The organism is Marivirga lumbricoides (genome assembly GCF_014636295.1).
Classification (GTDB): Bacteria; Bacteroidota; Bacteroidia; order Cytophagales; family Cyclobacteriaceae; genus Marivirga; species Marivirga lumbricoides.
In genome coordinates this window covers 1-25,537 of the sequence record NZ_BMEC01000009.1, presented here as the reverse complement: position 1 = coordinate 25,537, position 25,537 = coordinate 1, and the positions used below count along the sequence as shown (strand labels likewise).

The following is a 25,537-nucleotide window of genomic DNA, read 5'->3' as shown; positions in this document are numbered from 1 at the left end:
CGGACGCTGCGTGATATTACTATACCCAAACTATAGTGCCTCTTGCAGAATCCGCCATTCCGTAAGAGGCATTTTTTTTAACCAAAAACTTTAAAATAATGACACAATTAACAGAAGATTTAAACATCAGTAAGGCAGCTAAAAAAGATATAGCAGAGCTGCAGCATAAGATTGAATTGTTCCGAAGTGGGCAGATAGCAGAAGAGAAATTTAAAGCCTATCGCTTAACCCGCGGAGTGTACGGCCAAAGACAGCAAGGCGTGCAGATGTTCAGGTTGAAAATTCCTGCAGGCAGAATTACCACAGACCAACTGCGAACGGTAGCTGCACTTTCGGAAAAATATGCTACCGGAAATTTGCACCTCACCACCAGGCAAAACATTCAATTGCACCACGTAAAGCTGGATGATTCACCAGCTATCTGGACTGCTTTAGAGGAATCAGGTTTAACAGCAAGGGAGGCTTGCGGTAATACAGTGAGAAATATTACTGCCAGCCATAAAGCAGGGATTGATCCCCATGAACCTTTCGATGTAACGCCCTATTTGGATGCTGTTTTCCGGTTTTTTCTCCGCAATCCCATCTGCCAGGAAATGGGGCGAAAGATCAAAATTGCTTTTTCCTCCAGTGAGAAAGATACTGCCTTCGCTTTTATCCACGACTTTGGATTTATTCCCATCCTCAGGAAAACAGAGCAAGGGGAAGAGAAAGGTTTCAGGGTTTTAGTGGGCGGAGGCTTAGGTGCTCAAACTATTCTTGCACAGGAATTCTTTGATTTTCTGTCCGAAAGCAGGCTGATTAACTTTCTGGAAGCCGCTTTACGCGTTTTTGACAGATATGGTGAACGTGAAAAACGGATGAAAGCCCGTTTGAAATTCCTGATCAAGAACATAGGACTGGAAGAATTTAGAAGGCTGCTGGAGGAAGAGGAGAAAGTATTGCACCATAAACCTTTAGAGTTGAATGAAACAACTTTAAAAACAGCGATACCTCAAACTGTAATCAAAAATTATGCGCCAGGTGATCAATGGGGCTATCAAAAATGGCTGGACTCCAATGTCTTTGAACAAAAGCAGGAAGGCTATTATGGAGTGCTGGTAAAAGCTCCATTAGGAAATATAGATCATAAAACGGCCATCAAGCTGGCTGAAACCATCGATAAATTTGTTGGCGGAGATTTAGTAATCAGTGTGTACCAGGGTTTAGTAATTCGCTTTGTGCAAAAAGATGCTTTACCGATTTTATTTGAAAAGTTAGGAGAACTGGGGCTTAACCAGTCCGGAGCAGAAAGTTTTGCAGACATCACGGCCTGCCCGGGAACAGATACCTGTAATTTGGGTGTGACCAACAGTACGGCATTAGCAACAGTGCTGGAAAACTTTTTACTGGAAGAATATCCACAATTAGCGAATAGTAAGCTGCTCAGTACCAAAATAAGTGGTTGTATGAATGCTTGCGGTCAGCATATGATTGCCGGAATTGGTTTACACGGTAGTTCTATTAAAAATGACGGAAAGGTTGTGCCTGCCATGCAAGTGGTTTTAGGAGGAGGCCTTCGAGCTGATGGTACTGGTTTGGCGGCTGAAAAAGTAATCAAATTGCCTACTAAACGTATTCCTGAAGCTTTCAGAGTATTGCTAAACGATTATGAAACCAATGCAGCGGGCACATTTTACCCGGATTATTTCAGAGAGCAGGGCAAAAAGTATTTCTATGATTTGTTAAAGCATTTAGGTGACCTGTCAGAGATCGAGGGTTCTGAATACATCGACTGGAACCATAAAGAAGAGTATATTCCTGAAATTGGAGTAGGTGAATGTGCCGGAGTAAGCTTCGATTTAATAAGCACCATCTTTAATGAAGCAGAAGAAAAACTGAATAACGCCTATGAGCATTTGAGTGAAAATCGGCTGGAACATGCTATTTACAACTCATACAATGTGCTTGTGAGCACGGCAAAAGCATTGTTGCTGGCTGAGGATATTCAGTGTAATACGCAAGTGGCTATTATTGAAGATTTCGACAAGCATTTTGTTGAAACCGGTAAGGTAACATTGGAAAGCACCTTTTCAGATTTGGTGTACCAAATTAAAGAGCAAAAGCCTTCTGAAGAATTTGCCGGACACTACCTTAAAACTGCACATCAGTTTTTAGATAAAGCCAAGAGTATCAGAGGGATTAAGCCCACTGAAAAAAGTGTAATAACTCATTTTTATAAAGCATAAAATCATGGAAAAGAAATTAAGTTTAGTAGGAGCAGGTCCTGGGGATCCTGATCTGATCAGTGTCAAAGGAATTAAAACATTAGCGCAGGCAGATGTTGTACTGTATGATGCGCTGGTGCATCCCGATCTTTTGGATTATGCGCCATCTGGAGCGCTCAAAATTCATGTTGGAAAACGGGCAGGTAAGCATAGCTATAAGCAGGAGGAAATTAATGCACTCATCATTCAATATGCTTTTAGCCATGGCCATGTAGTACGCTTGAAAGGTGGCGATCCTTTTATTTTCGCCAGGGGAAAGGAAGAAATAGACCATGCGGAAAGTTTTGGGATTCCTTCGCAAGTGGTGCCGGGCATTTCAAGCATTAACCTGGCAGGGCTTTATGGATTGCCGCTAACTACCAGAGGCATCAACGAAAGCTTTTGGGTGGTAACTGCTACTACCAAAAGTGGGGAGCTTTCCGGTGATGTGGAGTTGGTGGCACAAAGTACATCAACCGCTGTTTTCTTAATGGGTTTAAGGAAAGCCGGAGCCATCAGCAGAGCCTATGAGCAGCAAGGAAAAGACTGGTTGCCAGCTGCTATTGTATCCAACGGCTCTTTAGAAAATGCACAAATTTACAGAACTACTGTAGGACAGTTAGAGGAAACCATTAGAGAAAATACTGTAGCCTCACCGGGAATAATTTTGGTAGGCGAATCCATTGGTGAAGAGAATTATTTAGCTACCATTAAAAATATACCTCATTATGTTAAACAGGTCTGAAGAGAATCACTTGTTTCCGGTTTTTCTGAAGCTGGATAAAATACAAACTTTAATTGTAGGAGCAGGCTATGTTGGCTTGGAAAAACTGGGAGCACTATTAAAAAATGATGATGACGCAAGCGTAAAAATTGTGGCTCCTGAAATTAGGCAGGAAATCCGGGATATTGCTGCGACCCATTCTGGCATTGAGTTGGTGACTAAAGCATATGATGAATCAGATTTGGCGGGAATCAATTTGGTGATTGGCGCTACCAATTTTTATGAAGTAAATAAGCAGGTGTATTCGGATGCTAAAGCAGCAGGTATTTTAGTAAATGTGGCTGATACACCTGAATTGTGCGATTTCTATTTAGGTAGCACTGTAAAGAAAGGCAACCTGAAGATTGGGATTTCTACTAATGGGAAGTCACCCACATTTGCCAAAAGGCTAAGAGCCATTCTGGAAGAGGTTTTACCTGATCATACAGATGATGTTTTACAGAACCTGGCTGAAATCCGAAAGGCCCTGAAAGGTGACTTTGAAAAGAAAATAGAGGCGCTAAATAAGATTACTGCCTCTTTTGTGCATGAAAAAAATAAAAACTAATGGGGAATTATAGTGGTTCATCATGGCCTGACTTTAAAAGCTATACCATAGAAGAAAGGGTGAAATGGATTTTTGATCATTATGCTGAGGAGGAAATATTGATGACTTCCTCTTTTGGCAGTTCCTCTGCGCTATTGCTGCACTTGATCCATAAAATCAGTCCTGACCACCCTATCTATTTTTTGGACACTGGTTATCATTTTAAGGAAACTTTAGACTATAAAAATAAACTGGAGCAACAGCTTAATTTAAATGTTAAAATAATTGCTGCTCCGAAAAATAAGCATCGTTTTACACGGCACAACTTTACCTACCAGCATAATCAGGATCTATGCTGTTTTATTAATAAAGTAGAACCATTGGCGGCATTAAAGGCTCAACATAAAGTATGGCTTTCCGGCTTATTCAAGTATCAGAATGAGAACCGGAAGCAGCTTGCTTTTTTTGATCGGAAACAAGATATTCTAAAAGTATATCCTCTTTTGGATATGACTCCCGAAGAGGTGCATACTTACTTTTTCATTCATCAATTACCTAGTCATGAATTGGTGGCCAAAGGTTACAGCTCTATTGGTTGTACCCATTGTACTGTTAAAGGTAGCGGTAGGGAAGGTCGCTGGGCAGGCAGTGCAAAGGTTGAATGTGGCATTCATTTGTAGAACTTATTTATAAATATGCCTTGGTACGTGCCTCACGTACCACCAAAAGGCTGAAAAAAGATGTGTTAAGCATTTATTTTGATTACTCCAACCCCAACTCTTTCCTATAAACACTATCTTCTACACCATTTCTATTCCAATAATCCAGCATAATACGCTTTTTCAATGTACCGGTAGTAGTCATCATTTCACCTCCTTCAGGGTAGGTCTCTTCCCACTTTTCAATAGTAAAAGGAGCTTTAGTATTATAATATATTTTTAAAGTTCGCCTTAATTCATGCACATTAAGGGTTATGACTGAGTTATTTCCTTCTTTGGACTTTTCAATAGCAGCACTATAACTTTTCGCTTCAACATGTTTAAGCCTGATAAACTGCGTAGAAGGGATTATCTGAATTTTTCCTGTTGGGATAGCATCAGAATCTAGTCTTATTAAATTCCATAGCTCATCTTCCAACCAGGTTTTCTCAAGTCTGATTTCCTGATCACCTTCACTTTCAAAATACGACCGAATGAATGTTTTATATTGGTCTGGCTCCTTATTCAACTGCATGAATACATGCCCGCACCACTCTTGTACGCTGGTAGAAACTTTCACAGCGTGTAAATCTTTTTCGGAGTAGACTGGCGAAAATACTGAAGTCATAATAGAATAAGGATAAATCCCTGTGTTGAATTTCTTAGTAAAGTTAAGTTTAAGCACTTTTTGAGCATCATCTCCTGTTGTCTGGGGGGCATCAAGTTTTACCTGTTTGCTCCTGGAAAAGTCTTCTGTAACAAAAATCAGCACGGCATGACCTTCTCTTTTTTCTCCATAACGTACCTGCTCCAAATTATAAGAAGTTAATTCAGCCTTTCCCTGGTACCAATAGTCTCCAAAGTTCTTGGAGAGCTGAATAGTAGTATCTGACTGTAGTTTTTCTTCCTTATTCTTTTGAGAACAGCTTTGAAATATAATTAAAATGGCTGGCGCTATGAGGAATATTTTTTTCATACTCTAAAAACGATTAAGCACAGCTACTGTTTTGTTTCAGGAATGACTCAGACGCTTAATCACATTAAACCTGCTGAATAATTCTTCCTTATACCAATTTTCTTTCTTCACTTTACCAATGATTTCTTTATGTATATCAGCATAAGCATAATTTTTCATCGCTTGCTCATTTTCCCAAATACTAAAAGTCGCTTGTTCAATAAGTGGCCACTCGCCAATTCCTTTAGTATAAATTAAGCCATTTGCATTCTGAATAGATTTACTGGCCTTTGGCACAAATTGCCAAAAACGTGGAAGCTTATTAATATTAATTCTTGCCCGAGTAATCACAGCAATTTCGCCTCCGGTATATTTCCCTTTTTCAGGAAAAGGATTTTTGCCATACCAGCTTCCATGAGCACCTAAGGATTGCAGGTAATACGTCTCCACAGACTCAGACCGGGAATGTACTTGAGAAAATATTTTTGATGAGCCGAAAAAATTTTCTGTGGCTTCCTCATCCTTCCATTTCAGCAGTAGTGCATAAGTATTGAAATCCGGCCACAGACTAAAACCAAATCCACTTCCCGTGCCTAAAACTTTTACAAATTCACATCCTGTAATTTTTGCTAATTCAGGTGGCAAAAGTTGCATTTGCTTAAAAGCCCACCATTTATTTTTAGAATAACTAACTATTGAGAGTGTAACCATAAGAGTGAGTGTCATTCAAATAACTGAATAGTAGGGGCAGAGTTTCGTAAAAAAGATAATATACCATGAGATGGGAGTGATCGGTAAAGTGAATTCAAAAAAAAAGGAGACTTCATGTGAAGCTCCCTTTCCTGGTTTAATAGTTAGTGATTGGTTTTGGGTATTGTCTTTATTACTTTTTCTGTGGTAAACCTCGGGTTAGCCATCCTCTTTTGTTGGCTGTGGCAATGGCATAAGGTGTAATCCAGAATAAGCTGAATGTGTAAAATATGCTATAAGAATAAGCCCATAATGATTCTGCTTTGTCATATTTTCTGGCATAGAAGAAGGCCGGAATACTTGAGAAAATCAGAATACTGAAAAGCGTTGAGCTTAAGAACAATAGTGGCTGAGTCATTATAAAAACCAGCATTAAAATTAAAAACGGATACGCTGCAATTACTTTCAACCATTGGTTAGCAAGCAAAATCCTCGGACCTAATTTTGATCCTTCACGAAAATTCTTGAAAGCAAATTTGCTCATCATTATGTTTTCACGCACGTTACTTCTTTCCCATCGGATAAACATCTTGTAAAGATTTTTATACTTCTCAGGAATGTTTGTAAGTACAGTCGCATTTCTTTGGAAAAGAACATGATACCCTTGTTTCAGAATCATATTTGTCATAGCTCTGTCTTCACCTATATCAGTAGGCTGGCCCATAAAAGTCTGATTCATCCAATCCGATAAACAGTTCAGAACCGCGTCTTTCTTATAGGCGGCAAGTGCACCTGGGGTACAAAGTACAGAACCCATTTTGCTCTGTGCTGATCTTATGAATTCAAAACTAAAGGCGAAACTCACGTTAAGCATTCTAGGGATAATTGCTTTCTTGTTATTTAAAACTCTAACATTACCGGCAACAGCACCACATTCTTTGTTGGTAATAAAAGGTGAAACAAGATTACGTAAAGTATCTACTTCAACAATTGAGTCGCTATCCACAGTAACAAAAACATCTCCGGTTGCTAACTTAAAGCCACGGTAAAGTGCATGCCTTTTGCCTTTATTCTGTGGCTGCTGGTATATTGATAGTCTTTCACCTAACTCTTCTTTGGCTTTCTGCATCCACTCCCATGTGTCATCTTTACTGCCGTCATCTATAGCAAGTAATTGCAGCTTTTGCTCAGGATAATTGCTGTTTGCCAGGCTCTTTAATGTTTCCCATACCTGTTTGCCTTCGTTATAGGCTGGTACAATTACGGTACAAGTTGGTAACTCAGTATCTGATACTGATTTAATGGGTTTATACCTTAAATTTAGGATGAAGATGTAAAGTAGAAAGCCTACTTTGAAAATGAGTAATGAAGCCGTAATGGTTAAAAATACAATCCCCCATGTTGAATTCATTCTGCTTAAGTGTAGTGCTTCAAAATGAGGTTGTAACCAGTAAACTAAAAAAGTAGCTCCTCCCAGAATCAAAGCGGTTCCTATGAACACCAGGTAATCTATTGGATTTAAGGTGATCTTAGTGCTGCTTGCTGCTTTACTTTCTTCATTGGCAGAATGAAAGAATTTGCTATAATAAGGAAAAAGAACGCTGTAAAGAGGTACAGTCTTTTTACTTACCTCCATAGTTTTTTTACTTGTGACTGAAGGTTCTTTGTATTTATTGTCGTTTAGTTTTTTTGAAACTCCCATAATGTATATATAGCTAGTGCTTGTAAAAATGAAAATCAGATATTAACTCATATAATTATGGAAGAATAGTCAAGTTTGATGCCATGGGGTGGAGGGGCTGAATTGAGAGAGAAACGGGCTAATTATTAATTGAAGACCTGTTTTTAAAATTAGGCGAAGGGAATGGCTTTAAATCTGATTACTAATGTTTTTTATTAAGTTGATAGTCAATTGTTTACTCTGTTTTTATGTTTTTTTGAATAGTTGAAAAAGAGTACTTAGCTTAAAAAAGCGAGTTTTTAAAAAGAAGGCTATTTTATGGAGAGATAAGCAGAAAAGATGAGGTGATTAGTGGATAAAATGCTGGGAATTAATAATTTAAGTGAGTGATTGTCAAAAATTTTGGTTTTATTTAATTCTTTACAGGAAAGTGTAGGTGTCCCTTACTCGCCATGTGGGTGTGATGTGGTGCAATCCTTCAATGTGTGGTTTAATCCTACACTTGTTGTAGTGTGCTTTTAACACACTTATCAACAAAGCAAGTCAGGCGTATGATTAAGGGTTAAGTGTTTTCTGAAGCCAGGCTGCCAACTCCATTAATAAGGCTACTCCCATATGAGCTAAAATGCCTCCCCAAATATTTCTGCTTTGGTATGCCAGTACGCCTAATATGTAGCCGCCAAAAAATGAACCGATGGTTTCGCCTAAAGGTTTGCCATAATGCAATGCAACATACAGGCCTACCATTGGTAAAATAGCTCTCGGACCTAAAAAAGCAGTAAAAGCCAATACCATAAACCCTCTGAAAAGAAATTCAGTTGTCAGGAAATCCCAGGCATAGAAAATTTCAAAAACTACTGCTCTTACTTCCACTGACCAATCCATAAACTGAGCTGAGGGTAAAAAACGAGGATAAAAATTCCTGAAGCTTTCTTCAAATGAGGCTGCTGCAATTAAAGGAATCATTAATAAAATAAGGGGGACATACTGGCCTATTTTCTTAGCTGAAGCTTTCAATCCGTAGAAGTTATCATTGCTCTCTTCATATTTTTTATAGTATATGAGGAGCGGAATTAAAACCACGATTATACTCGTGACCTGAGCCGTTACTTTATAAAGAAATAGTCTGTCTTGGTATTTAAAAAATTCCTGTACCAGAACTTTGTGAAAATGAAAGCTTACATCAATGCTAAGTATTAGCAACATGAAAAAACTCTTTAACATAAAAGCCCTGTTTCTGAATAGATTGGGGATAGTTTTATACCTGTAGCAAAGAAATACAATAAAAAAATAGATGAAACTGAACAGCACGAAATGAGCAAGATAAGGTAGTGCATCAGGCTTCAGGTTATCTATCCATTTTTCAAACCTAATATTCAGTAGCGAATAATTAAGCGTAGTAATAATTGCAATAAATAAAGCAATAGAAATATAAAGACCGGGAGGGTGTTTAACCTCCTTGTGAAAATCTTTAAAGTATTTCCAGATAGCCCGCATTATTTTAGTGCTCTCAATGCTTTGTAAACTAAATGAATAGGTAGGCCCATCACCGTGAAATAGGATCCTTCCAGCTTATCAATATGTGTTAAGCCTATTCCTTCCTGAATGCCATAAGCACCGGCTTTATCAAAGGGCTGATGATTTTTGATATATTCATGAATGATCTCATCTTCCATAGTGCTAAAATGGACAATGGTTTCATCAGAAAACTTAATGATTTCGCCCTTATGAAGCAGGCAAAATCCGGAAACCACCTGATGTTTTCTTCCGCTCAATTTTTTAAGCATGGCAAACGCTTCAATAGCATCCTGAGGTTTTTCCAATAATTGGTTATCTATTAAAACAGTAGTGTCAGCAGTTAGAATTATTTTATCAGCATACTTTTTATCAGCTAAAAATGCCTTTGCTTTTTTTTCAGCTAAAAAAGCAGCAACTTCCTTCAATGGTAAATCAGAAGGATACGTTTCTTCCGTGTCCTTCGCTTCGGCAGTAAATTGAAATCCTGCTTTTTCAAGAATTTCTTTTCTCCGCGGAGATTTAGAGCCTAAAATAAGGGGGTAAGCTAAATTCATCTTCTTTAATAGAGCTAAATAAAAAACCACAAATTGTTTTTGGGTAAAAGTAAGTCGATTTTTGCGGCATTGTATAACCACTTTTGCAAACCTGATACACCTGTTCCATGCTAATTTCTTTGGTAATAAGTGCACATTGTGCTTCTTCCCTCATTACTTTAGTGAGACAGTTGGGGAAATTTCTTTCGAAACTGATGTATTCTGAGCTTCGTTGGTCTTTTCCTTTTACGCCCAAAATCTTCTCTATAAAGAAATAATGTAAAACAGTAAGATCCAGATGTTTCACAACATCCGGAAATGGCCATTTCATTGTATCAATTTTATCAGGTTTTAATCTTATTTTGTAAGTGTTTTCTTTGAAAATCAGGCCAAAAGCCCATCGCTTACCTAAAATAATCTCATTTATCTCCGAGGAGTTTTCTATAGGTTTTATAATGAAATCCTCCCGGAGGGCTTCCATAATGGCTTCTTCAGAAAACGAGGGGATGTTATGTATTAATCGATGAGTGGGTAGTATCCGTAAATCATCAGAATCACCATTGGTGAGGTACATCATATGATAATTATAGGCTTCCTTACCAGTATGATTCGGATTTTGTTCCATCATTTTCTTTCTGTAAAGCATGGAGCCTTCATACCTGTGGTGGCCATCCGCCAAAATGATCTTTTGAGGTGCGATTTTTTCAATAAATTTCTTAATTACCCTGGCATCATGTATTACGCTGATCACTTCTCTTACACCCTGATAATCCTCAATTTCACTTAGCGGGCTTTGCATGCTTTCATCCATGTATTGCTCCAGCTCAAAGTCAGGATCTGAATATAAGCCATGAGTAGCACTTACATTCAGTTGGGTTTTTTCCAGTATCTCTATTCTATCGTTAACTGATTTAGGGGTAGTATTTTCATGCCTGAGAATCATTTTTTCTTCCCAATCGTAGGCTTTTATAAAGCAAACAAAGCCTTTCCTTACTAATTCTTTAGCTGAGCCGGGAAGATTAAAATATTGATAGTAAACATAAATACCGGGAAGCATATCCTGCTTTACAATGCCTGCTTTCTTCCATCGTTCCAGTGTTTCTGCTGCATGGTCTGAGGCATCCGGACCTTTGGGAACAGATAGATGAATACTATTTAGTTCCTGCTTGTAGAGGGCCTCACGCTGTTTTTCTGATACTACATCAAAAAGCGGACTTGTCAGTTGCTCTATTTGTGATTGTAATGCGTTATTATACCGCCAGGCTCTAATTGGTTTAATTTCTGCCATAGATTACAAGCGGTTCTTTTTCCAAAGTGAAACCTTACTTTGACCGGATTCGCTAGTTGTCACTTTTGATTTTCCTGCAGACCATAATTTAACAGCAAGTGCTCCTGCAATTTCTTTTTCCTCTTTAGAAGGAGAGCTGTCAAGCACTTCTGGAGCATAGTATTTTTCAATAAACTTGGTGTCAAAATTACCACTGGTAAAGGCCTCATGCTGTAGAACATATTTGCAGAAGCCAAGAGTAGTTTGAATGCCTACAATTTCATACTCGTCAATCGCCCTGATCATCCTTTTTATTGCTTCTTCACGATTATCGGCATAGGTTACTAATTTAGCAATCATTGGGTCATAATGAATAGGAATATCCATTCCCTGCTCAAAGCCATCGTCTACACGGATGCCGGTGCCTTGTGGTCTTTTATATACTTTAAGCTTTCCTATGTCAGGCAGGAAATTGTTTTTAGGATCTTCTGCATAAACTCTTACTTCTACAGAATGTCCTATAATTTTTAAATCTTCCTGTTTAATGGAAAGTGGTTTTCCTTCTACTATTCTTATTTGTTCTTTTACTAAATCTACTCCGGTAATTTGTTCAGTAACAGGGTGTTCTACCTGAAGGCGGGTATTCATTTCCAGGAAATAAAAATCCAGATTTTCATCTACAATAAATTCTACTGTTCCTGCACCATAATAATTACATGATTTAGCCACATCTATTGCAGCCTGGCCCATTTTCTCACGTTTTTCAGGAGTTAAAACGCTGGAAGGAGCTTCTTCTATCACTTTTTGGTGTCTTCTCTGAATAGAACACTCTCTTTCAAACAGATGGATTACATTTCCTTGTTGGTCGCCCACCACCTGAATTTCAATATGTCGCGGAGAAGTCACAAATTTTTCAATAAATACAGAGCCATCTCCAAAAGCATTTTTAGCCTCACTCACTGCTCTGTCCATTTGCTCTTCAAATTCTTTAGGGTCTTCCACAATCCGCATGCCCTTTCCACCACCACCAGCACTGGCCTTAATCAGGATAGGGTAGCCAATTTCTGCTGCTTTCTCTTTAGCTAATGCTATATCGGTAATGGCTTTATCGAGGCCGGGTACTAAGGGAACATTTCTTTTTAAAACAGCAGCCTTAGCTGCCAGTTTATCTCCCATTATTTCTATAGCTTCCGCAGAAGGGCCAATAAATATGATGCCTTCCTCTTCTACCTGACGGGCAAAATCAGCATTTTCAGATAAAAAACCATATCCGGGATGAATGGCGTCCACTTTTAAGTCTTTACATACTTTTAATATTTTATCTATTCTTAAGTAGCTTTCCGAAGAGGCCGCAGGCCCTACACAAACAGCTTCATCTGCATAGCGTACATGCAATGAGTTTCTGTCCGCTTCACTGAAGATGGCCACAGTTTTAATTCCAGCTTCTTTTGCCGAGCGCATCACACGCAAGGCGATCTCACCTCTGTTAGCTACTAAAATTTTCTTGATATCCGCCATATTTTTCCCTTAAAATCGCTTAAAAAATCAATTTACAATGCTACATAAATTATGTGTTTTTTGCTAAAGAAACATTGTTTAAAGCCCACTGCTTATTTTTAAACGAATAGTTTTTTGTTACCTTTGCTGATCGAAAAAAGTAAATATACATATCAATAAAAGAAACAATCGTGGATTTATTTGAGAAACTGAAAGTGGATAGAGGCCCATTGGGTAAGCATTCCAACGTAGAAGAAGGTTATTTTATGTTTCCAAAGCTGGAAGGCGAGATTTCTCCTCACATGAAATTTAGAGGGAAAGAAGTGCTTACCTGGAGTTTAAATAACTATTTAGGTTTGGCAAATCACCCGGAAGTGCGAAAAGCAGATTCTGACGCAGTAGCTAAATGGGGTTTGGCCTATCCAATGGGTGCCAGAATGATGTCCGGTAATACTTCACAGCATGAATTATTAGAGGCTCAGTTGGCAGATTTTGTTAAAAAGCCTGAAGTAATGCTTTTAAACTTTGGCTATCAGGGTGTACTATCTATAATTGATGCAGTGGTAGGCCGTAAAGATGCGATTGTTTATGATGCGGAATCTCATGCCTGTATTGTTGACGGGGTAAGGTTGCACATGGGAAAACGATTTGTTTACCCTCATAATGATATTGAAAATCTTGAAAAGCAATTACAAAGAGCCACTAAATTAACTGATGAAACAGGCGGTGGTATTTTGGTGATTACTGAAGGAGTATTTGGTATGACAGGCGCCACAGGTGACTTGAAAAGAGTGGTTGAGCTTAAAAAGAAATACAATTTCAGATTATTGGTAGATGATGCACACGGGTTTGGAACTATGGGTGAAACCGGAGCCGGAACAGGTGAAGCATTAGGCGTAATGAATGAAATAGATCTGTATTTCAGTACTTTTGCCAAATCAATGGCTTTAATAGGGGCTTTTGTAGCAGGCGATAAGGAAATTGTTAAATTCCTTCGTTATAATCTACGTTCACAGATTTTTGCCAAGTCATTGCCTATGGCGATGGTTGAGGGAGCTATTAAACGATTGGAATTACTAAGAGACCAGCCTGAACATAAAAAGAAACTGTGGGATGTAGTAAATGCATTGCAGGGTGGCTTACAGGAAAAAGGCTTTAGTATTGGTAGTACACAATCTCCTGTAACTCCTGTGGTTTTAAATGGTACAGTAGGGGAGGCGGCTTCACTGGCGCACGACCTGAGAGAGAACTTTAATATTTTCTGTTCAGTAGTGATTTATCCGGTAGTACCAAAGGGTACAATCATCCTCCGATTAATCCCTACAGCCTCTCATAGTTTAGAAGATGTGAAGAGAACAATTGAAGCATTTGAAGCTATTAAAGAGAAGCTTTCAAGTGGTCATTACAGAGAAAATGAGCTCGCAAAAGCATTTAAAGAGTAAAAAAAGAGCAAAAATGTTGCTCCAATTGTTGTTTTTTAATGTTTTTGCCTATATTGCTCAAAATTAAATAATTATTTAGTCAACCGTAAACTAAAATAAGAATGAAAAGATTCGAACAAGTAAGAGATCTAGTGATGGGACTAGAAGGTGATTTTGAAAAATTCTACGACAAGGATAACCAAGCAGCGGGTACTCGTGTTAGAAAAGGAATGCAAGAGTTGAAAAACTTGGCACAAGAGATTAGAATTGAAGTTCAAGACAAAAAGAACAAAGCTTAATCACTTACACTGTATTTAATGAAGAGGCTGACAATTTTGTCAGCCTTTTTTTGTTTATAGCCATTTTAAAATAACCTTAACTATGCCAGTACACTCCAAATTACCCAATATGGGCAGCTCCATTTTTTCAGTAATGACACAGATGGCCACTGAAAACAATGCGCTCAATCTGTCTCAGGGCTTCCCGGAATTTCCCGTTTCCCAGGAATTAATTGATTTAGTTTACAGAAACATGCAAATAGGGCATAATCAATATGCACCTATGCCCGGATTGCCCATCCTTAGAGAAGCAATTGCCGGTAAAATTCAACATATTGGTGGAGTGGCGATAAATGCTGACAGTGAAATTACAGTAACTGTAGGAGCGGCCGAAGCTATTTTTTCGAGTATTATGGCACTAGTAGGAAAAGGAGATGAGGTAATAGTGCTGGAACCGGCTTATGACTGTTATATACCCGCTATTGAATTAGCAGGAGCTACCCCTGTTCCCATTCCTTTAAATCAACCCGATTTTTCTCCCAACTGGCAATTGATCAGGGAAAGTATTACCAGCAATACTAAAATGCTAATGATCAATTATCCCCATAATCCTTCCGGGGCTATATTAAAGCCGGAAGATATAGTAGAGCTTAAGCAGCTGTTAGAGGATTACCCTGAACTAATGCTGCTAAGTGATGAGGTGTATGAGCATATCATTTTTGATGGGAAGGAGCATTTGAGTGTATTGAAAGATGTGTTTCTGGCTTCCAGAAGTGTGGTGGTATATTCATTTGGCAAAACTTTTCATGCTACAGGCTGGAAAATAGGATATGTAGTTGCTCCTGAAGCTATTATGCATGAAATCAGAAAGGTTCATCAATATAATTGCTTTACAGTAAATACGCCTACGCAATTTGCCATTGCAGAATATCTGCAAAATGAAAACAACTACCTTTCCTTAAACGATATGTATGAAAAGAAACGGGATTTTTTTGCGAATGCGGTGAGTGCATCTAAATTTAAAGTAGTGCCATCTTATGGTACTTACTTTCAAATTTTAAGTTATGATGAGGTGTCTGATTTGCCAGATATGGAATTTGCAGAAAAACTGACCAGGGAATATGGATTAGCCTCAATTCCTGTTTCAGCATTTTATTCTAATAAAAAAGACGATCATTTATTAAGGTTTTGCTTTGCTAAAGGCGAAGATACCTTGCAAAAAGCAGCGGATATATTATGCAGGATTTAAGAATTACCACCATACAAACACCACTTCACTGGCAGGATAAGCAAGCTAATTTAGCTATGCTGGAGGAGAAAATATGGCAGATTGATGATGAAACGGATATAATAGTTTTACCTGAAATGTTCAATACAGGCTTCAGCATGCAGGCTGAAAAATTAGCCGAACCCATGAATTTGCATACTTTTAAGTGGATGCGACAGATGGCTGAGCAAAGGAATGCTGTAGTAACAGGTTCTTACATAGTAAATGATGGAGGGAAGTATTTTAATCGCCTTATATGGATGCAGCCTGACGGTAATTATTCTACTTATGATAAAAGACATCTTTTTAGAATGGCTGATGAGGATGCACACTACTCACCAGGAACCAATCAATTGATTGTAGAGTGGAAGGGATGGAAAATAAAGCCATTGGTTTGTTATGATCTTCGCTTTCCTGTTTGGTGCAGAAATAACTCTGAGGATGATGAAATGGCCTTTGACCTTGTATTGTTTGTAGCAAACTGGCCTGCAGTACGCGTAAATGCATGGGATACTTTACTTCAGGCACGGGCTATAGAAAATCTCAGTTATTGCATAGGTGTTAATCGTATAGGAGATGATGGTAATGGTGTTCCTCATAATGGACATTCTGCTGTATATAATCCTAAGGGTGAAGCAATATATTTTGCCAATGATAGGGAAGAAATAAAAACGGTGGTGCTGTCAAAAGATGAGCTAAGAGCTTTTCGTAAGAAATTTCCAGCCTATTTAGACGCGGACAGGTTTAAAGTTATGTGATTTATTGGAATAGTATAATATTTTTAAAAATTTGTTAATGTACCTTTTAAAGTTTCTAATTGAAGATGAAACCTGGGGAAATATTAAATCAAAAATCAATCGTTTGCATTTCAGGGAATTAGAAAGATATATTTGAATTTGCCTAAATTTATAAAAGTTGCACTACTCTTTATTTATTACGCATGACTTGAATTAGTATAATTGCGTCAAAAAACTTATAATTTATTGTGATAGTTTTGTCTTATTCTAAAATTAACACATAAAAATTATGAAAAAAATTCTATTAATCGCAATGTTAGTAGTTGCAGTGGGAACTGCAAAAGCACAAGAGTTTAAACCATTTCAGTTATATGTTGGTGTTGGTTATACTATACCGGAAGGTGGAGGTGGTGTTTTATTTGATGTTGAACCTGCTTATAGGTTAAATGATGCCATTGCTTTAGGTTTAAGATGGGAAACAGCTTTAATGGGCAGAGTTGTAGGAGATACTGAGGCAAGTATTGCAGGAACCTCTTCATATACAGTGAATGGTAAATATTACTTTTCAAATAATAAATTCAGACCTTATGTTGGAGCTGGTTTAGGTTTATTTGGTTTGGCTTCAGTTTCTGTAGGTCAAGATGCTGCTGGTGCAGCTGCAGAGACAAAATTTGGTTTTTACCCAAGAATTGGTTTCGATTTAGGTCATTTTAACATTAATATAGATTACAACATTATAGGTGCTTCTGAGGCTCAAGGTTTCGATAGCAATGGAGAAGAAACTACTTTTGATGTTAAAAACAGCTATATTGGAATTAGAATAGGTGGTTTCTTTTTCGGAGGAAGAAAATAATTTATAATATATTTTATTAGCAGAGCTTCATACTTTAAGTGTGAGGCTCTTTTTTTTAACTGATTGTTTTAATATTCGTAATACCTATAAGAAGTTTATCAATGGTACAGTAGAGATAGATGAAAAAGAGTGGGTATTTCCTTCTTCAATTTTTAAATAAAAGCTGATGAAAAATATTTTGGTTTCTATCGATTTTAAGAATGACGAGCAGCTCTTGTTAGATCAGGCTGTACAATTCGCAAAGGCTTTTTCTGCTAAAATATGGCTTTTACATATTGGTGCTCCGGATCCTGATTTTGTCGGATATAGTGTAGGGCCACAATACATTAGAGATGCCAAAGCAGAGGGTTTAAGGGAAGAACACCATTCTTTACAGCATTATTCTGAATTAATGCACGCACAAGCAGTAAAGGCTGAGGCTTTACTTATTCAGGGAGCTACTGTTGAATCAATTTTACAGGAAGCTCAAAAACTAAAGGCGGACCTTATTATTATAGGCCATCATGAACACAGTATTTTATATAAAATTTTTCAGGAAAGTGTTTCTTCAGAGGTGATGAAGAAGTCTAAAATACCGGTTTTAATGGTTCCCTTAGAAAACTAAAACAATTTCTTATTTAATAATGATTTTTCTAACTACTCTTGATCCATCGCTAAATCTTGCCCCTACAAAATAAAGTCCACTGGCTAGTGTTGAAAGATCAATAGTTTGAGGTTGATTTGCACTCACAAAAATATTGTTTAAAATCCGCTTACCATCCGCTGAAGTAACAGAAACGCTGATGTTTTGATTATTTGTAATATTGAGAATGCCTGAAGCTGAAGGGTTAGGGTAAACAATAAATATTTTTTCATCAGCTGTTTCAGAAACGGGGAATTCTTCTATGTTTCTGAAAACCCTTACGCCCCCCGAAATGCTGCCCATTACTAAAGAAGGGTAATCATCATTAAATAACCTTGCTGTAGTTAATATATTCCTTTTGCCGAAATCAAATGCTTCAAAACCTGAACTGAGTGGATTGTAAAGCTGTAGCGTGTCAAAATCTCCTTCATTGTTTTTTACATCATTGTAAATTCTCATTCTTCCACTCAAGTCAGAAGCTATTAAATCTTTATTTCCATCATTGTTCAGGTCGTCCACATACACATTAAGTGCCGATCTGAAGAAATCATCGCTTATTCCCAGGTACTGGTTATTTACCTGGTTAAAAGAGGGATTTCTTCCTGAACCCACATTTTCATATAAAATTAAGCCGCCCGATGATTTTCCTACCAGTAAATCGGGAGAAGTAGAACCGGTTACATCAGCCAGATGCACAGAAAAACCAAAGCCTATTGCAGCATCAGTGATCAACTGTCGCTCAGAAATATTGAAACTTCCTCCATTGTTGTAGAGGAAAAAAAGCCTGTTGCTATTATCTATAGTGCCTTGTAAGGAGAGGTCAATTGCTCCATCCTGATCGATATCGAACCACTGCATTACCATATTGGCCATTCCAATGGACCTGATGTTTAAAAAATTATCAGTTACTAATTGAAAAGAGGGGTTTTCTGCATTTCCTGTATTTTCATAATAAGCAATAGCAGAGTAGAGATTCTCTGCTTCATTTAAATGAGTGTAAGCTATGAATAGATCAAGGTCTCCATCGGCATCATAATCATAAAAAGCAGGGCTTGTTAAAGCACCCCATTCAATCATTTCTTCCTGTAGAAAGGATTTAGTCGTCAATTCGTATCCATCAGCGTTAACTTCATAGAGCCAGTTAGAATTAACGAAGTCGACAGGAGTCCCGAAATTAGCTTCCAGATTAGGGCTTACAATCAATTCGTCCGTACCGTCCAAATTATAGTCAATAAGCATGGAGTTGGGGTAAAAATTAAAATTTGCAGGGTTTTCAGCGGAAGGAAAACTGCTGGTGAAACTATTATATATTGGTGAGGTTCCGGTAGTCTGGCTATTTAAAAAAGCATACAACTCTTTGCATTCCTCATGGCTTGTAATAAGTTCAAATGAACCATCTTCGTCTACATCATGAATTAGGATGCTCTTTCCCCCTGCATGTCTGGCCTGCGCTCTGGCTAAACTTAAACCCAAACCGGTATTACATTCTTCCCCGGAAAAAGCAAATACGCCACAATCGCAATCTTCTACCTCTCCCCAGTTATTATTTACTATCCTATAATTATTGATGTCGGCAGTTCCAGTGGTTTCTATACTTTCATTCTTGTAGAAGATAATTTTGCTTTCCAGGCCTGAGAAATTGAAATTAAAAATATCTAAATCGCCATCTCCATCAATGTCTGCAATAAAAGGATAGTCATTAAAATTTACCTGAAGGTTTACCGTGTTTCCGCTCAGGCTTTCGTAAGGAATAAAATCTATTACTTTTTCCCATGTGGGTAAAATACCTGTACTGGTGTTTTTAAACACCGTTATTCCAAGGTTGCCGGCAGTGAAAATGTCATTTTTACCATCCTGATCATAATCTTTCATAATGAGGAAATTAGAGATTTGCTGAGGTAGGTATGCCTCATAAGCCAGGGAATATTCATACCCGTTATTTCTTCTGAGAAAGCACATTTTTCTTCCACTGGATCGGTCAAAAGCAACAATATCTTTTAAGCCATCATTATTAAGATCTACCTGGCTGTATTGTACGCCATTTAATCCACCGGCCCAGGGAAATAATTTCTGCTGACTGTCCTGATCACGTACGGGTATGCCTTCAAAAGACTGAAAGTTCCATTGCGCGATTGCGCTAATACTATTGACTAAGAGAAAAGAAAGAATGAAAAGGATTCGCATGCTTCAAATTTACAATACTTTGGATTTCTAACGTTGTCCTATCTGAAAAATGATGAGTTTATAGATTAATTCAAATATTGATACATAATCTAAGTGCTAAGCTTTTTTTTCTACCTTAAACAACATAATTTATTCATCGTTACTAAATTCCAGCCAATAATGGAATTCTATTAAAGTTTTATTAATAGGTTTTCACACGAAGAGAAAACAATTTTTTAGCTTTGTGTAAACATTCTTACTATGCCAAACATTGATCAATTACATCAATTATTCCTAAAAAGTACCGGTATTTGTACTGATACTAGGAAATTGAAGCAAGGCAATTTATTTTTTGCTTTAAAAGGGCCTAATTTCAATGGGAATTTATTTGCTGAAAAAGCATTGAATGAGGGAGCTATTGCAGTAGTAATTGATGAGCCTGAATACGATAAGGGAGGAGAAAGCTTTATACTGGTTGAAAATGCCTTGAAATATTTACAGAATTTGGCATCTTATCATAGAGATCAACTAAGGATTCCAGTGATTGGGATTACTGGTTCTAATGGTAAAACCACCACCAAAGAATTAATGCAGACGGCTTTATCTGCAAAATTTAAAACTTTTGCCACCAGAGGTAATCTTAATAACCATATAGGAGTGCCGTTAAGCATTTTAGCTATCGATGATACTTTTGAAATGGCTATCATAGAAATGGGTGCTAACCATGTAGGAGAAATAGCATCTTACTGTAAGATAGCCAAACCTACACATGGTTTAATCACAAATATTGGTAAAGCACATATTGGGGAATTTGGTGGTTTTGAGAATATAGTTTTAGGTAAAAGTGAACTTTTCGACTACCTTAAGAAGAATAATGGAATACCATTTGTCAATACGAATGATGCAGTACTCAAAAATATGCAGAAGCGTTTTGAAAACGCAGTCACTTACCCTAATGAACATGATTATTATCCGGCTAACCCTTTAACCGGAGGGGTTTTTCTTGAATTGGAAACAGCTACAAATGTGGTGAGTACCCATTTAGTAGGTCAGTATAATTTTATGAATGTAGCGGCTGCATTGTGTGTGGCTAAGTTTTTTGAGGTTCCGGAAGAAGCGGCTGAGGAAGCAGTTGCAACTTACCAGCCAAAAGATATGCGATCGCAGCTCATTAAAACGAAGCATTACAACATTATCTCCGATGCCTATAATGCCAATCCAGATTCAATGGAGGTGGCCATTAAAGGGCTTGTATCAGCAGAAAATAGTGAATCAGTAGTGATTTTAGGAGATATGATGGAGTTGGGCGAGCTTTCCGAGCTGGAGCATGAGAAAGTAGGTGAAATTGCTGTAGACCTTGGAGTGAGTAAGCGTTTTTATATTGGTAAACTGATTAAAGCGGCTAAAAAAACTGATAAGTTTGGTAAGTTTTTCGAAAATAAGGATGAATTTATAGCCTATTTAAAAGAGCACCCTATTAAGCATGGTAGCACAATACTATTAAAGGGCTCCCGCAAGAATGCACTGGAAGATTTACTGCCCTATTTTGAAGAGTGATTTTAAATTTATTAGTAGAAGCTAATTTTTATTATTTCTCCATTTCTACCAGCCAAAATAGCTGTATTCTGATTAATAAAAGCAGCTGTCCATAAGTTAAGATTGGAGAGGTTCATCCATTCATATTGTTCCTCTATCCACACATCTGCCCCTTGTGGACCAGTTACTAAATACAATAGCTGATCGGCATAGCTTGCCAGTGCTGATCCATAAAATGCTCCTTTAGTTATGGGCTGAGGAATCTCATTCCAGTTTTTACCTTTATCAACTGAATAATATAAATTATTAGTGTAAGAATCTTCAATTGATAGATCACCTCCGGTTATGTATAGCCTGCCTGCTTCATAACGAACGGAAGTGATACCTGCAGCCTCGCCTTTCACCATAGGAGTTTTGTAGGCTTTCCAGGATTCACCATAATCACTTGTGTAAAAAATTCTTGAACTGGAGCCGGCTCCGGTTCCAATCCATGCCTCGCCACCTTCAATGGAAACGATATTAGTACCACTGGAAGCGAAGCCCCCTTCACCTTTTCTGGCAATTGGAGATTTTTCTTTTGGGAGGCGCTCCCATGTTTTTCCAAAGTCAGTTGTTTTTAAAATAAAAGCGCTGGAGTCTATCGCATCTCCATAGGCTAAGCCAGTACCGTTAGTCCAAAATTGTATTGCATCTAAAAAGCCTTTTTCATTTTGCATTTGGTACACTCTTTTCCAACCATTGTCTTCGTGGAAATGAAAAATTTGAGAAGCTTTTCCTTCTCCGGCACTTAAAACAATTGCTTCTTTCTGGTTAAGTCCCTGTACATCTCTAAACTGTAGAGTATCTGCTTCAGTATATTGAAATACCTGCCAGGAGTCACCTCCATTAGTGCTTTTTAACAAAGTGGCATTGGTGCCACTGGCCCAAATAGTTTCTTCATCTATAACATCTAAGCCAATTAATAAGGCCTGAGTGCCAGACTCAATATTTTCAGATTCAAAAAGGATCGTTTTTTTCTGACAACCGACAAGGCTTGCCAGTGCTATAAAAGTGAGAGATAATAATATGTGCTTACCAGTCAAAATATTCATCTTCAGTGAGTTCTACTTCTTCTTTTTTCTTTTCATCCGGAAGCTTTTCTCCGGTAATTATTTTCTTTAAAGTTTTGCCTTCCTTTTGAATACGGTCTGCGACAGATTTTAAAGAACGCTTTCCATCCCAACTAACGTTAAAATCATCAGTGGTGCCCACAATTTTCAAATGTAATTTAGTATAATCATCAGTCTTTTCTATGGCACCGAAGGCTTCATCTTTGTCTTTCTTCCTGAAATTTTTTAGAGGAACAAGCAGTCTGTAGTTTATTTCCTGATCAAAAGTGTGTGTTCCTTGTAGCACTATTTCTGAAATATTGGATTTTATGAGCATCTCCGGCAGGTAAATAGTTTTATTTTCTATTCGGATAGTGTTGGTTAATTCACCAAAGCTGAGGTTAGAAAGGTCTTTCTCATTCACATAATTGGAAAGGCTTTGCATAGGTGCAAAATTGTTGAGTTGTCCGTTTACAATAGACGTTTCAATATCAGCCGTGAAATATTCAGGCTTAAAATTCAATTCTTTGTCCAGAAGAATGAAAGCTCTCACATTGGCATTTATTTTTCCTTTAAGATGACTGTCGGTGAGGAAATTCTGATTAAAGTTATCAAATGAGTAGAAAATACTATCTATGTTTAATTGATTAAAGGCAGCAAGTGTATTTATTCTTACTTCATTTTCTGAGGCGGTGTTAATGGTTCCGTTGAGCAACATTTCACCACCACTACTTTTAAGGTTTAAGTTCCTCGCTTTCAGTTCCTGATGCTTTACTTCTATTTGTCCGCTGATATCCCTGGCTGAAAATCTCTTAAATGCCAGGTTCTTCACTTTGCTTTCCAGGTCAAAACGCAAATAAGGACTGATGGAAAATTTGAATGATTTTTCCTGCTTTTCAATGGTGTTTTCTTCGTTGGAAAGCCCCGAAAGTAATTCATTAAGGTTAATGTTGTCACTTTGAGTTTTAGCTTCAATTAAAAGAGATTGGTTTTCCTGAAGCAGGTAGGGAATAATATTGAGAAAGAAGCCATTCATTAATATGTCCGATTCACCGATGCTGCCACTTAATGAATTAATACCAATATCATTTTTATTGAATAAGAGCCTTCCGGAGATATTTTTAAGTGGTAATGGGTAATCCAAATAGATGCCACCAACATTATTCAGTCTTATTTCTCCCGAATTATTTACTCTATGCGCTGTAGACGCCTTTTTAAAATCATTAGTATAGCCGGAAAGACTTATATTGAATTCCAGCTCCCCGCTTAGGTCTCTTACTTTTTCTTTATTGGGAAGAAAAGAAAATAAATCCTGAGTGGTTAGCACTCCTTTGGTAGATAGATCAATATAGTAATTATTGAAATTGCTTAAGGTGAGCTCAGCTGTAAAAGGATGCTCCTGAATATTACAGGCAATATTTTTCAACTGTAACCTGGAAGTCTTAAAAGACCTGGAAGAGCCATTGGTAAACTGACCATTCAGTTGAAGATTGCTTACTTTCGTTTGATATTCAGGGTGGTATAAGGAGGCATTTTGCACATTGAAGTCAAAATTGATAGCAGGGTTTTCTCCTTTAGTAAGTTTCCCAATTACAGTCCCGCTAAAATCGGCTTCTCCACTACTTTGATAAGCCGTAATGGTTTTGCTGTATTGTTCAGGCAGCAGTGAAATCAAAGTAGAGAAGTCGGTGTCTATACCTTTAATTTTAAGGTTCATGTAGCTGTCTGAAAGTTGGTAAAGGCCTCCTATTTCAAAATTATTGGCAGCCACCATTACTTTGGAAGGCTTAATAGTTACAGTGCTCTTTTCTTCATTATAGTCAACTGCGGCATCCAGGTTTAACTTCTTGTTTTCAAAATAGCTGAACTCATTAATTTTAATTGCTTTTGAAGTAAGTAAACCATCTGCCTTTATAATATATACATCTTCCTCCTTTGCCAACTGTGCATTTACTTTGTGTCCTATAAGCAGGTAAGATTGCTCTAGTGATTCATCCACATAATTGATGGCCACTTCATCAATTACTATTGCTTTGAGGTTGAAATTAAAAGCCTGAGGTTCGTCCGCGTCATCGGCTCCTTCTTTAAATATTTGGTAATTGGTGATGCCATTCTTAGTGGTGCGAATGGTTACTTCACCATTTTTCAGGATAATTTTATCGAATTGGTAATTTTCTTTAATCAATGATATAATATCAAATGACAGGGAGAGTTCTTCTAGCTTAGCTAAGGGGAATTTACTTCCTTTAATAGATTCCTGAATATTCACCTGTTGAAAACGCAGGGATATATTGGGGAAATCTGTCCACCAGTTTAAATCAATTTTACCCACCTGGATAGGGGTTTGCAAATTTTTATTGAGTGTGGTGATAATCTGGTTAACCAGCTTGTCCTGATTATAGTAAAGGTAGGCTGAGACTGACGCAAAGACAGTGATAAAAATGATAAAAGTATAGAGAAAAAATTTCTTGATGCGATTCAAAGCATGGATGTTTTAAGGGGGAAACGTAATTTATGTATCAGCTGTATTAAATGAGTGTACAAAAATTTATAGTTTCTAATCTGATACAAAAATACAAATTAAGGAGGGAAGTAAAAAAGGCTATTTTTACCTGATGTGTAATGTTTAAAATAGAGACAGGTAATGGGAATAATTAAAAGTAATTTTTTTTATGTTATAAAAATCTGATAATCAATTATGTAAATTGATAGGTGAAAAAAAAGTGAAATATTTACTAAAACACGTTTGTAAGTATAAAAAACTGTGCTACATTTGCATTCCCAATCAACGAAAGAGTTGAGCGGTTTAACAAAAGAAAGAATATAGCTCGGTTGATTTAGAGCATCCTGACTGAGAGGTTAGGAGAGTTGTAAGACTTAATTCAACTACACATAATGGGGATATAGCTCAGTTGGTTTAGAGCACCTGCCTTACAAGCAGGGGGTCGTAGGTTCGAATCCTACTATCCCCACAAAAGAAAAGCCTTTCGATAAAAATCGGGAGGCTTTTTTCGTTTATGTGTCTCGTCCTGAAATAAGTTGACAACAAATCGAGGATCAATCTGAAAATCTGGGGATTTATAGATGAAGGATTAACTTTGCACAAAAAAAAAGTTAAAGTGGATCAGGGTTTAATTGAGTTGTTTTTGCCTGAAGGCATTCTTGAGTACTTCCAGGTTA

Annotated in this window: 21 protein-coding genes and 1 tRNA gene; 12 read left to right on the top strand and 10 right to left on the bottom strand. The window is 37.5% G+C overall.

Annotated elements, in window-relative coordinates; genetic code table 11:
* Positions 1-98: 98 nt before the first annotated feature.
* Genes IEV85_RS14155 through IEV85_RS14140 form a run of 4 tightly spaced genes read left to right on the top strand, consistent with a single transcriptional unit; the run spans position 99 to position 4,233 of the window.
* Positions 99-2,225, top strand: a complete 2,127-nt coding sequence (locus tag IEV85_RS14155; RefSeq protein ID WP_188464503.1) for a HEPN domain-containing protein — start codon at positions 99-101, stop codon at positions 2,223-2,225.
* A gap of 4 nt (positions 2,226-2,229) precedes the next feature.
* Positions 2,230-2,988: a uroporphyrinogen-III C-methyltransferase gene (gene cobA, locus IEV85_RS14150; RefSeq protein WP_188464501.1), complete on the top strand. Its 759-nt coding sequence runs from the start codon at positions 2,230-2,232 to the stop codon at positions 2,986-2,988.
* Entirely contained in the window at positions 2,972-3,574 is a 603-nt protein-coding gene (locus IEV85_RS14145) for a precorrin-2 dehydrogenase/sirohydrochlorin ferrochelatase family protein (RefSeq protein WP_188464499.1), read from the top strand. The genes cobA and IEV85_RS14145 overlap by 17 nt, the downstream gene beginning before the upstream one ends.
* A complete protein-coding gene (locus IEV85_RS14140; RefSeq protein WP_188464496.1) occupies positions 3,574-4,233 on the top strand; it encodes a phosphoadenylyl-sulfate reductase in 660 nt (219 codons plus the stop codon). Before IEV85_RS14145 ends, IEV85_RS14140 begins: the two co-directional genes overlap by 1 nt.
* 82 nt (positions 4,234-4,315) lie before the next feature.
* On the opposite strand, the gene IEV85_RS14135 is transcribed toward IEV85_RS14140, so the two are convergent.
* The 7 genes from IEV85_RS14135 to accC form a co-directional block, all read right to left on the bottom strand.
* Entirely contained in the window at positions 4,316-5,227 is a 912-nt protein-coding gene (locus IEV85_RS14135) for a hypothetical protein (RefSeq protein ID WP_188464494.1), read from the bottom strand.
* A 36-nt stretch (positions 5,228-5,263) separates the two neighbouring features.
* The gene (locus IEV85_RS14130; protein WP_188464866.1) at positions 5,264-5,917 is read right to left on the bottom strand and encodes a spheroidene monooxygenase; all 654 of its coding nucleotides are present in this window, start codon (positions 5,915-5,917) and stop codon (positions 5,264-5,266) included.
* A gap of 172 nt (positions 5,918-6,089) precedes the next feature.
* A complete protein-coding gene (locus IEV85_RS14125; RefSeq protein ID WP_229712592.1) occupies positions 6,090-7,598 on the bottom strand; it encodes a glycosyltransferase family 2 protein in 1,509 nt (502 codons plus the stop codon).
* A gap of 534 nt (positions 7,599-8,132) precedes the next feature.
* Entirely contained in the window at positions 8,133-9,074 is a 942-nt protein-coding gene (locus IEV85_RS14120; protein WP_188464492.1) for a CPBP family intramembrane glutamic endopeptidase, read from the bottom strand.
* The gene (locus IEV85_RS14115) at positions 9,074-9,649 is read right to left on the bottom strand and encodes a Maf family protein (RefSeq protein WP_188464490.1); all 576 of its coding nucleotides are present in this window, start codon (positions 9,647-9,649) and stop codon (positions 9,074-9,076) included. The genes IEV85_RS14120 and IEV85_RS14115 overlap by 1 nt, the downstream gene beginning before the upstream one ends.
* The gene (locus IEV85_RS14110; protein ID WP_188464488.1) at positions 9,615-10,916 is read right to left on the bottom strand and encodes a DUF1015 domain-containing protein; all 1,302 of its coding nucleotides are present in this window, start codon (positions 10,914-10,916) and stop codon (positions 9,615-9,617) included. The genes IEV85_RS14115 and IEV85_RS14110 overlap by 35 nt, the downstream gene beginning before the upstream one ends.
* A 3-nt stretch (positions 10,917-10,919) precedes the next feature.
* Complete coding sequence (gene accC / locus IEV85_RS14105; RefSeq protein WP_188464486.1) at positions 10,920-12,413, bottom strand: acetyl-CoA carboxylase biotin carboxylase subunit; 1,494 nt, start codon at positions 12,411-12,413, stop codon at positions 10,920-10,922.
* Between the two features lie 170 nt (positions 12,414-12,583).
* Between accC and IEV85_RS14100 the strand changes: the two genes are divergently transcribed.
* The 6 genes from IEV85_RS14100 to IEV85_RS14075 all read left to right on the top strand — a co-directional run bounded on the left by IEV85_RS14100 (position 12,584) and on the right by IEV85_RS14075 (position 17,552).
* Positions 12,584-13,834, top strand: a complete 1,251-nt coding sequence (locus tag IEV85_RS14100) for an aminotransferase class I/II-fold pyridoxal phosphate-dependent enzyme (protein WP_188464484.1) — start codon at positions 12,584-12,586, stop codon at positions 13,832-13,834.
* 101 nt (positions 13,835-13,935) lie between these two features.
* A complete protein-coding gene (locus tag IEV85_RS14095) occupies positions 13,936-14,112 on the top strand; it encodes a histone H1 (protein ID WP_188464475.1) in 177 nt (58 codons plus the stop codon).
* Between the two features lie 82 nt (positions 14,113-14,194).
* Entirely contained in the window at positions 14,195-15,340 is a 1,146-nt protein-coding gene (locus IEV85_RS14090) for a methionine aminotransferase (RefSeq protein ID WP_188464472.1), read from the top strand.
* Positions 15,328-16,116 carry an amidohydrolase gene (locus IEV85_RS14085; RefSeq protein WP_188464469.1) on the top strand — a complete coding sequence of 263 codons (789 nt, stop codon included), beginning with the start codon at positions 15,328-15,330 and terminating at the stop codon, positions 16,114-16,116. Before IEV85_RS14090 ends, IEV85_RS14085 begins: the two co-directional genes overlap by 13 nt.
* A gap of 268 nt (positions 16,117-16,384) precedes the next feature.
* A complete protein-coding gene (locus IEV85_RS14080; RefSeq protein WP_188464466.1) occupies positions 16,385-16,948 on the top strand; it encodes an outer membrane beta-barrel protein in 564 nt (187 codons plus the stop codon).
* 166 nt (positions 16,949-17,114) lie between these two features.
* Positions 17,115-17,552 (top strand): universal stress protein, encoded by a 438-nt coding sequence (locus IEV85_RS14075; RefSeq protein ID WP_188464463.1) that lies wholly within the window; start codon positions 17,115-17,117, stop codon positions 17,550-17,552.
* 9 nt (positions 17,553-17,561) lie between these two features.
* On the opposite strand, the gene IEV85_RS14070 is transcribed toward IEV85_RS14075, so the two are convergent.
* A complete protein-coding gene (locus tag IEV85_RS14070) occupies positions 17,562-19,754 on the bottom strand; it encodes a T9SS type A sorting domain-containing protein (protein ID WP_188464461.1) in 2,193 nt (730 codons plus the stop codon).
* A gap of 240 nt (positions 19,755-19,994) precedes the next feature.
* On the opposite strand from IEV85_RS14070, the gene IEV85_RS14065 reads away from it, so the two are divergent.
* Positions 19,995-21,290 (top strand): UDP-N-acetylmuramoyl-tripeptide--D-alanyl-D-alanine ligase, encoded by a 1,296-nt coding sequence (locus IEV85_RS14065; protein WP_188464459.1) that lies wholly within the window; start codon positions 19,995-19,997, stop codon positions 21,288-21,290.
* Between the two features lie 11 nt (positions 21,291-21,301).
* Here the strand turns inward: IEV85_RS14065 and IEV85_RS14060 are convergent, their stop codons facing one another.
* Positions 21,302-22,360, bottom strand: a complete 1,059-nt coding sequence (locus tag IEV85_RS14060) for a WD40/YVTN/BNR-like repeat-containing protein (RefSeq protein ID WP_188464457.1) — start codon at positions 22,358-22,360, stop codon at positions 21,302-21,304.
* Positions 22,341-24,839 (bottom strand): AsmA-like C-terminal region-containing protein, encoded by a 2,499-nt coding sequence (locus tag IEV85_RS14055; protein WP_188464455.1) that lies wholly within the window; start codon positions 24,837-24,839, stop codon positions 22,341-22,343. The genes IEV85_RS14060 and IEV85_RS14055 overlap by 20 nt, the downstream gene beginning before the upstream one ends.
* A gap of 415 nt (positions 24,840-25,254) precedes the next feature.
* Here IEV85_RS14055 and IEV85_RS14050 point away from each other — a divergent pair.
* Positions 25,255-25,329 (top strand) — tRNA-Val (locus IEV85_RS14050).
* The last annotated feature ends 208 nt before the right edge of the window (positions 25,330-25,537 follow it).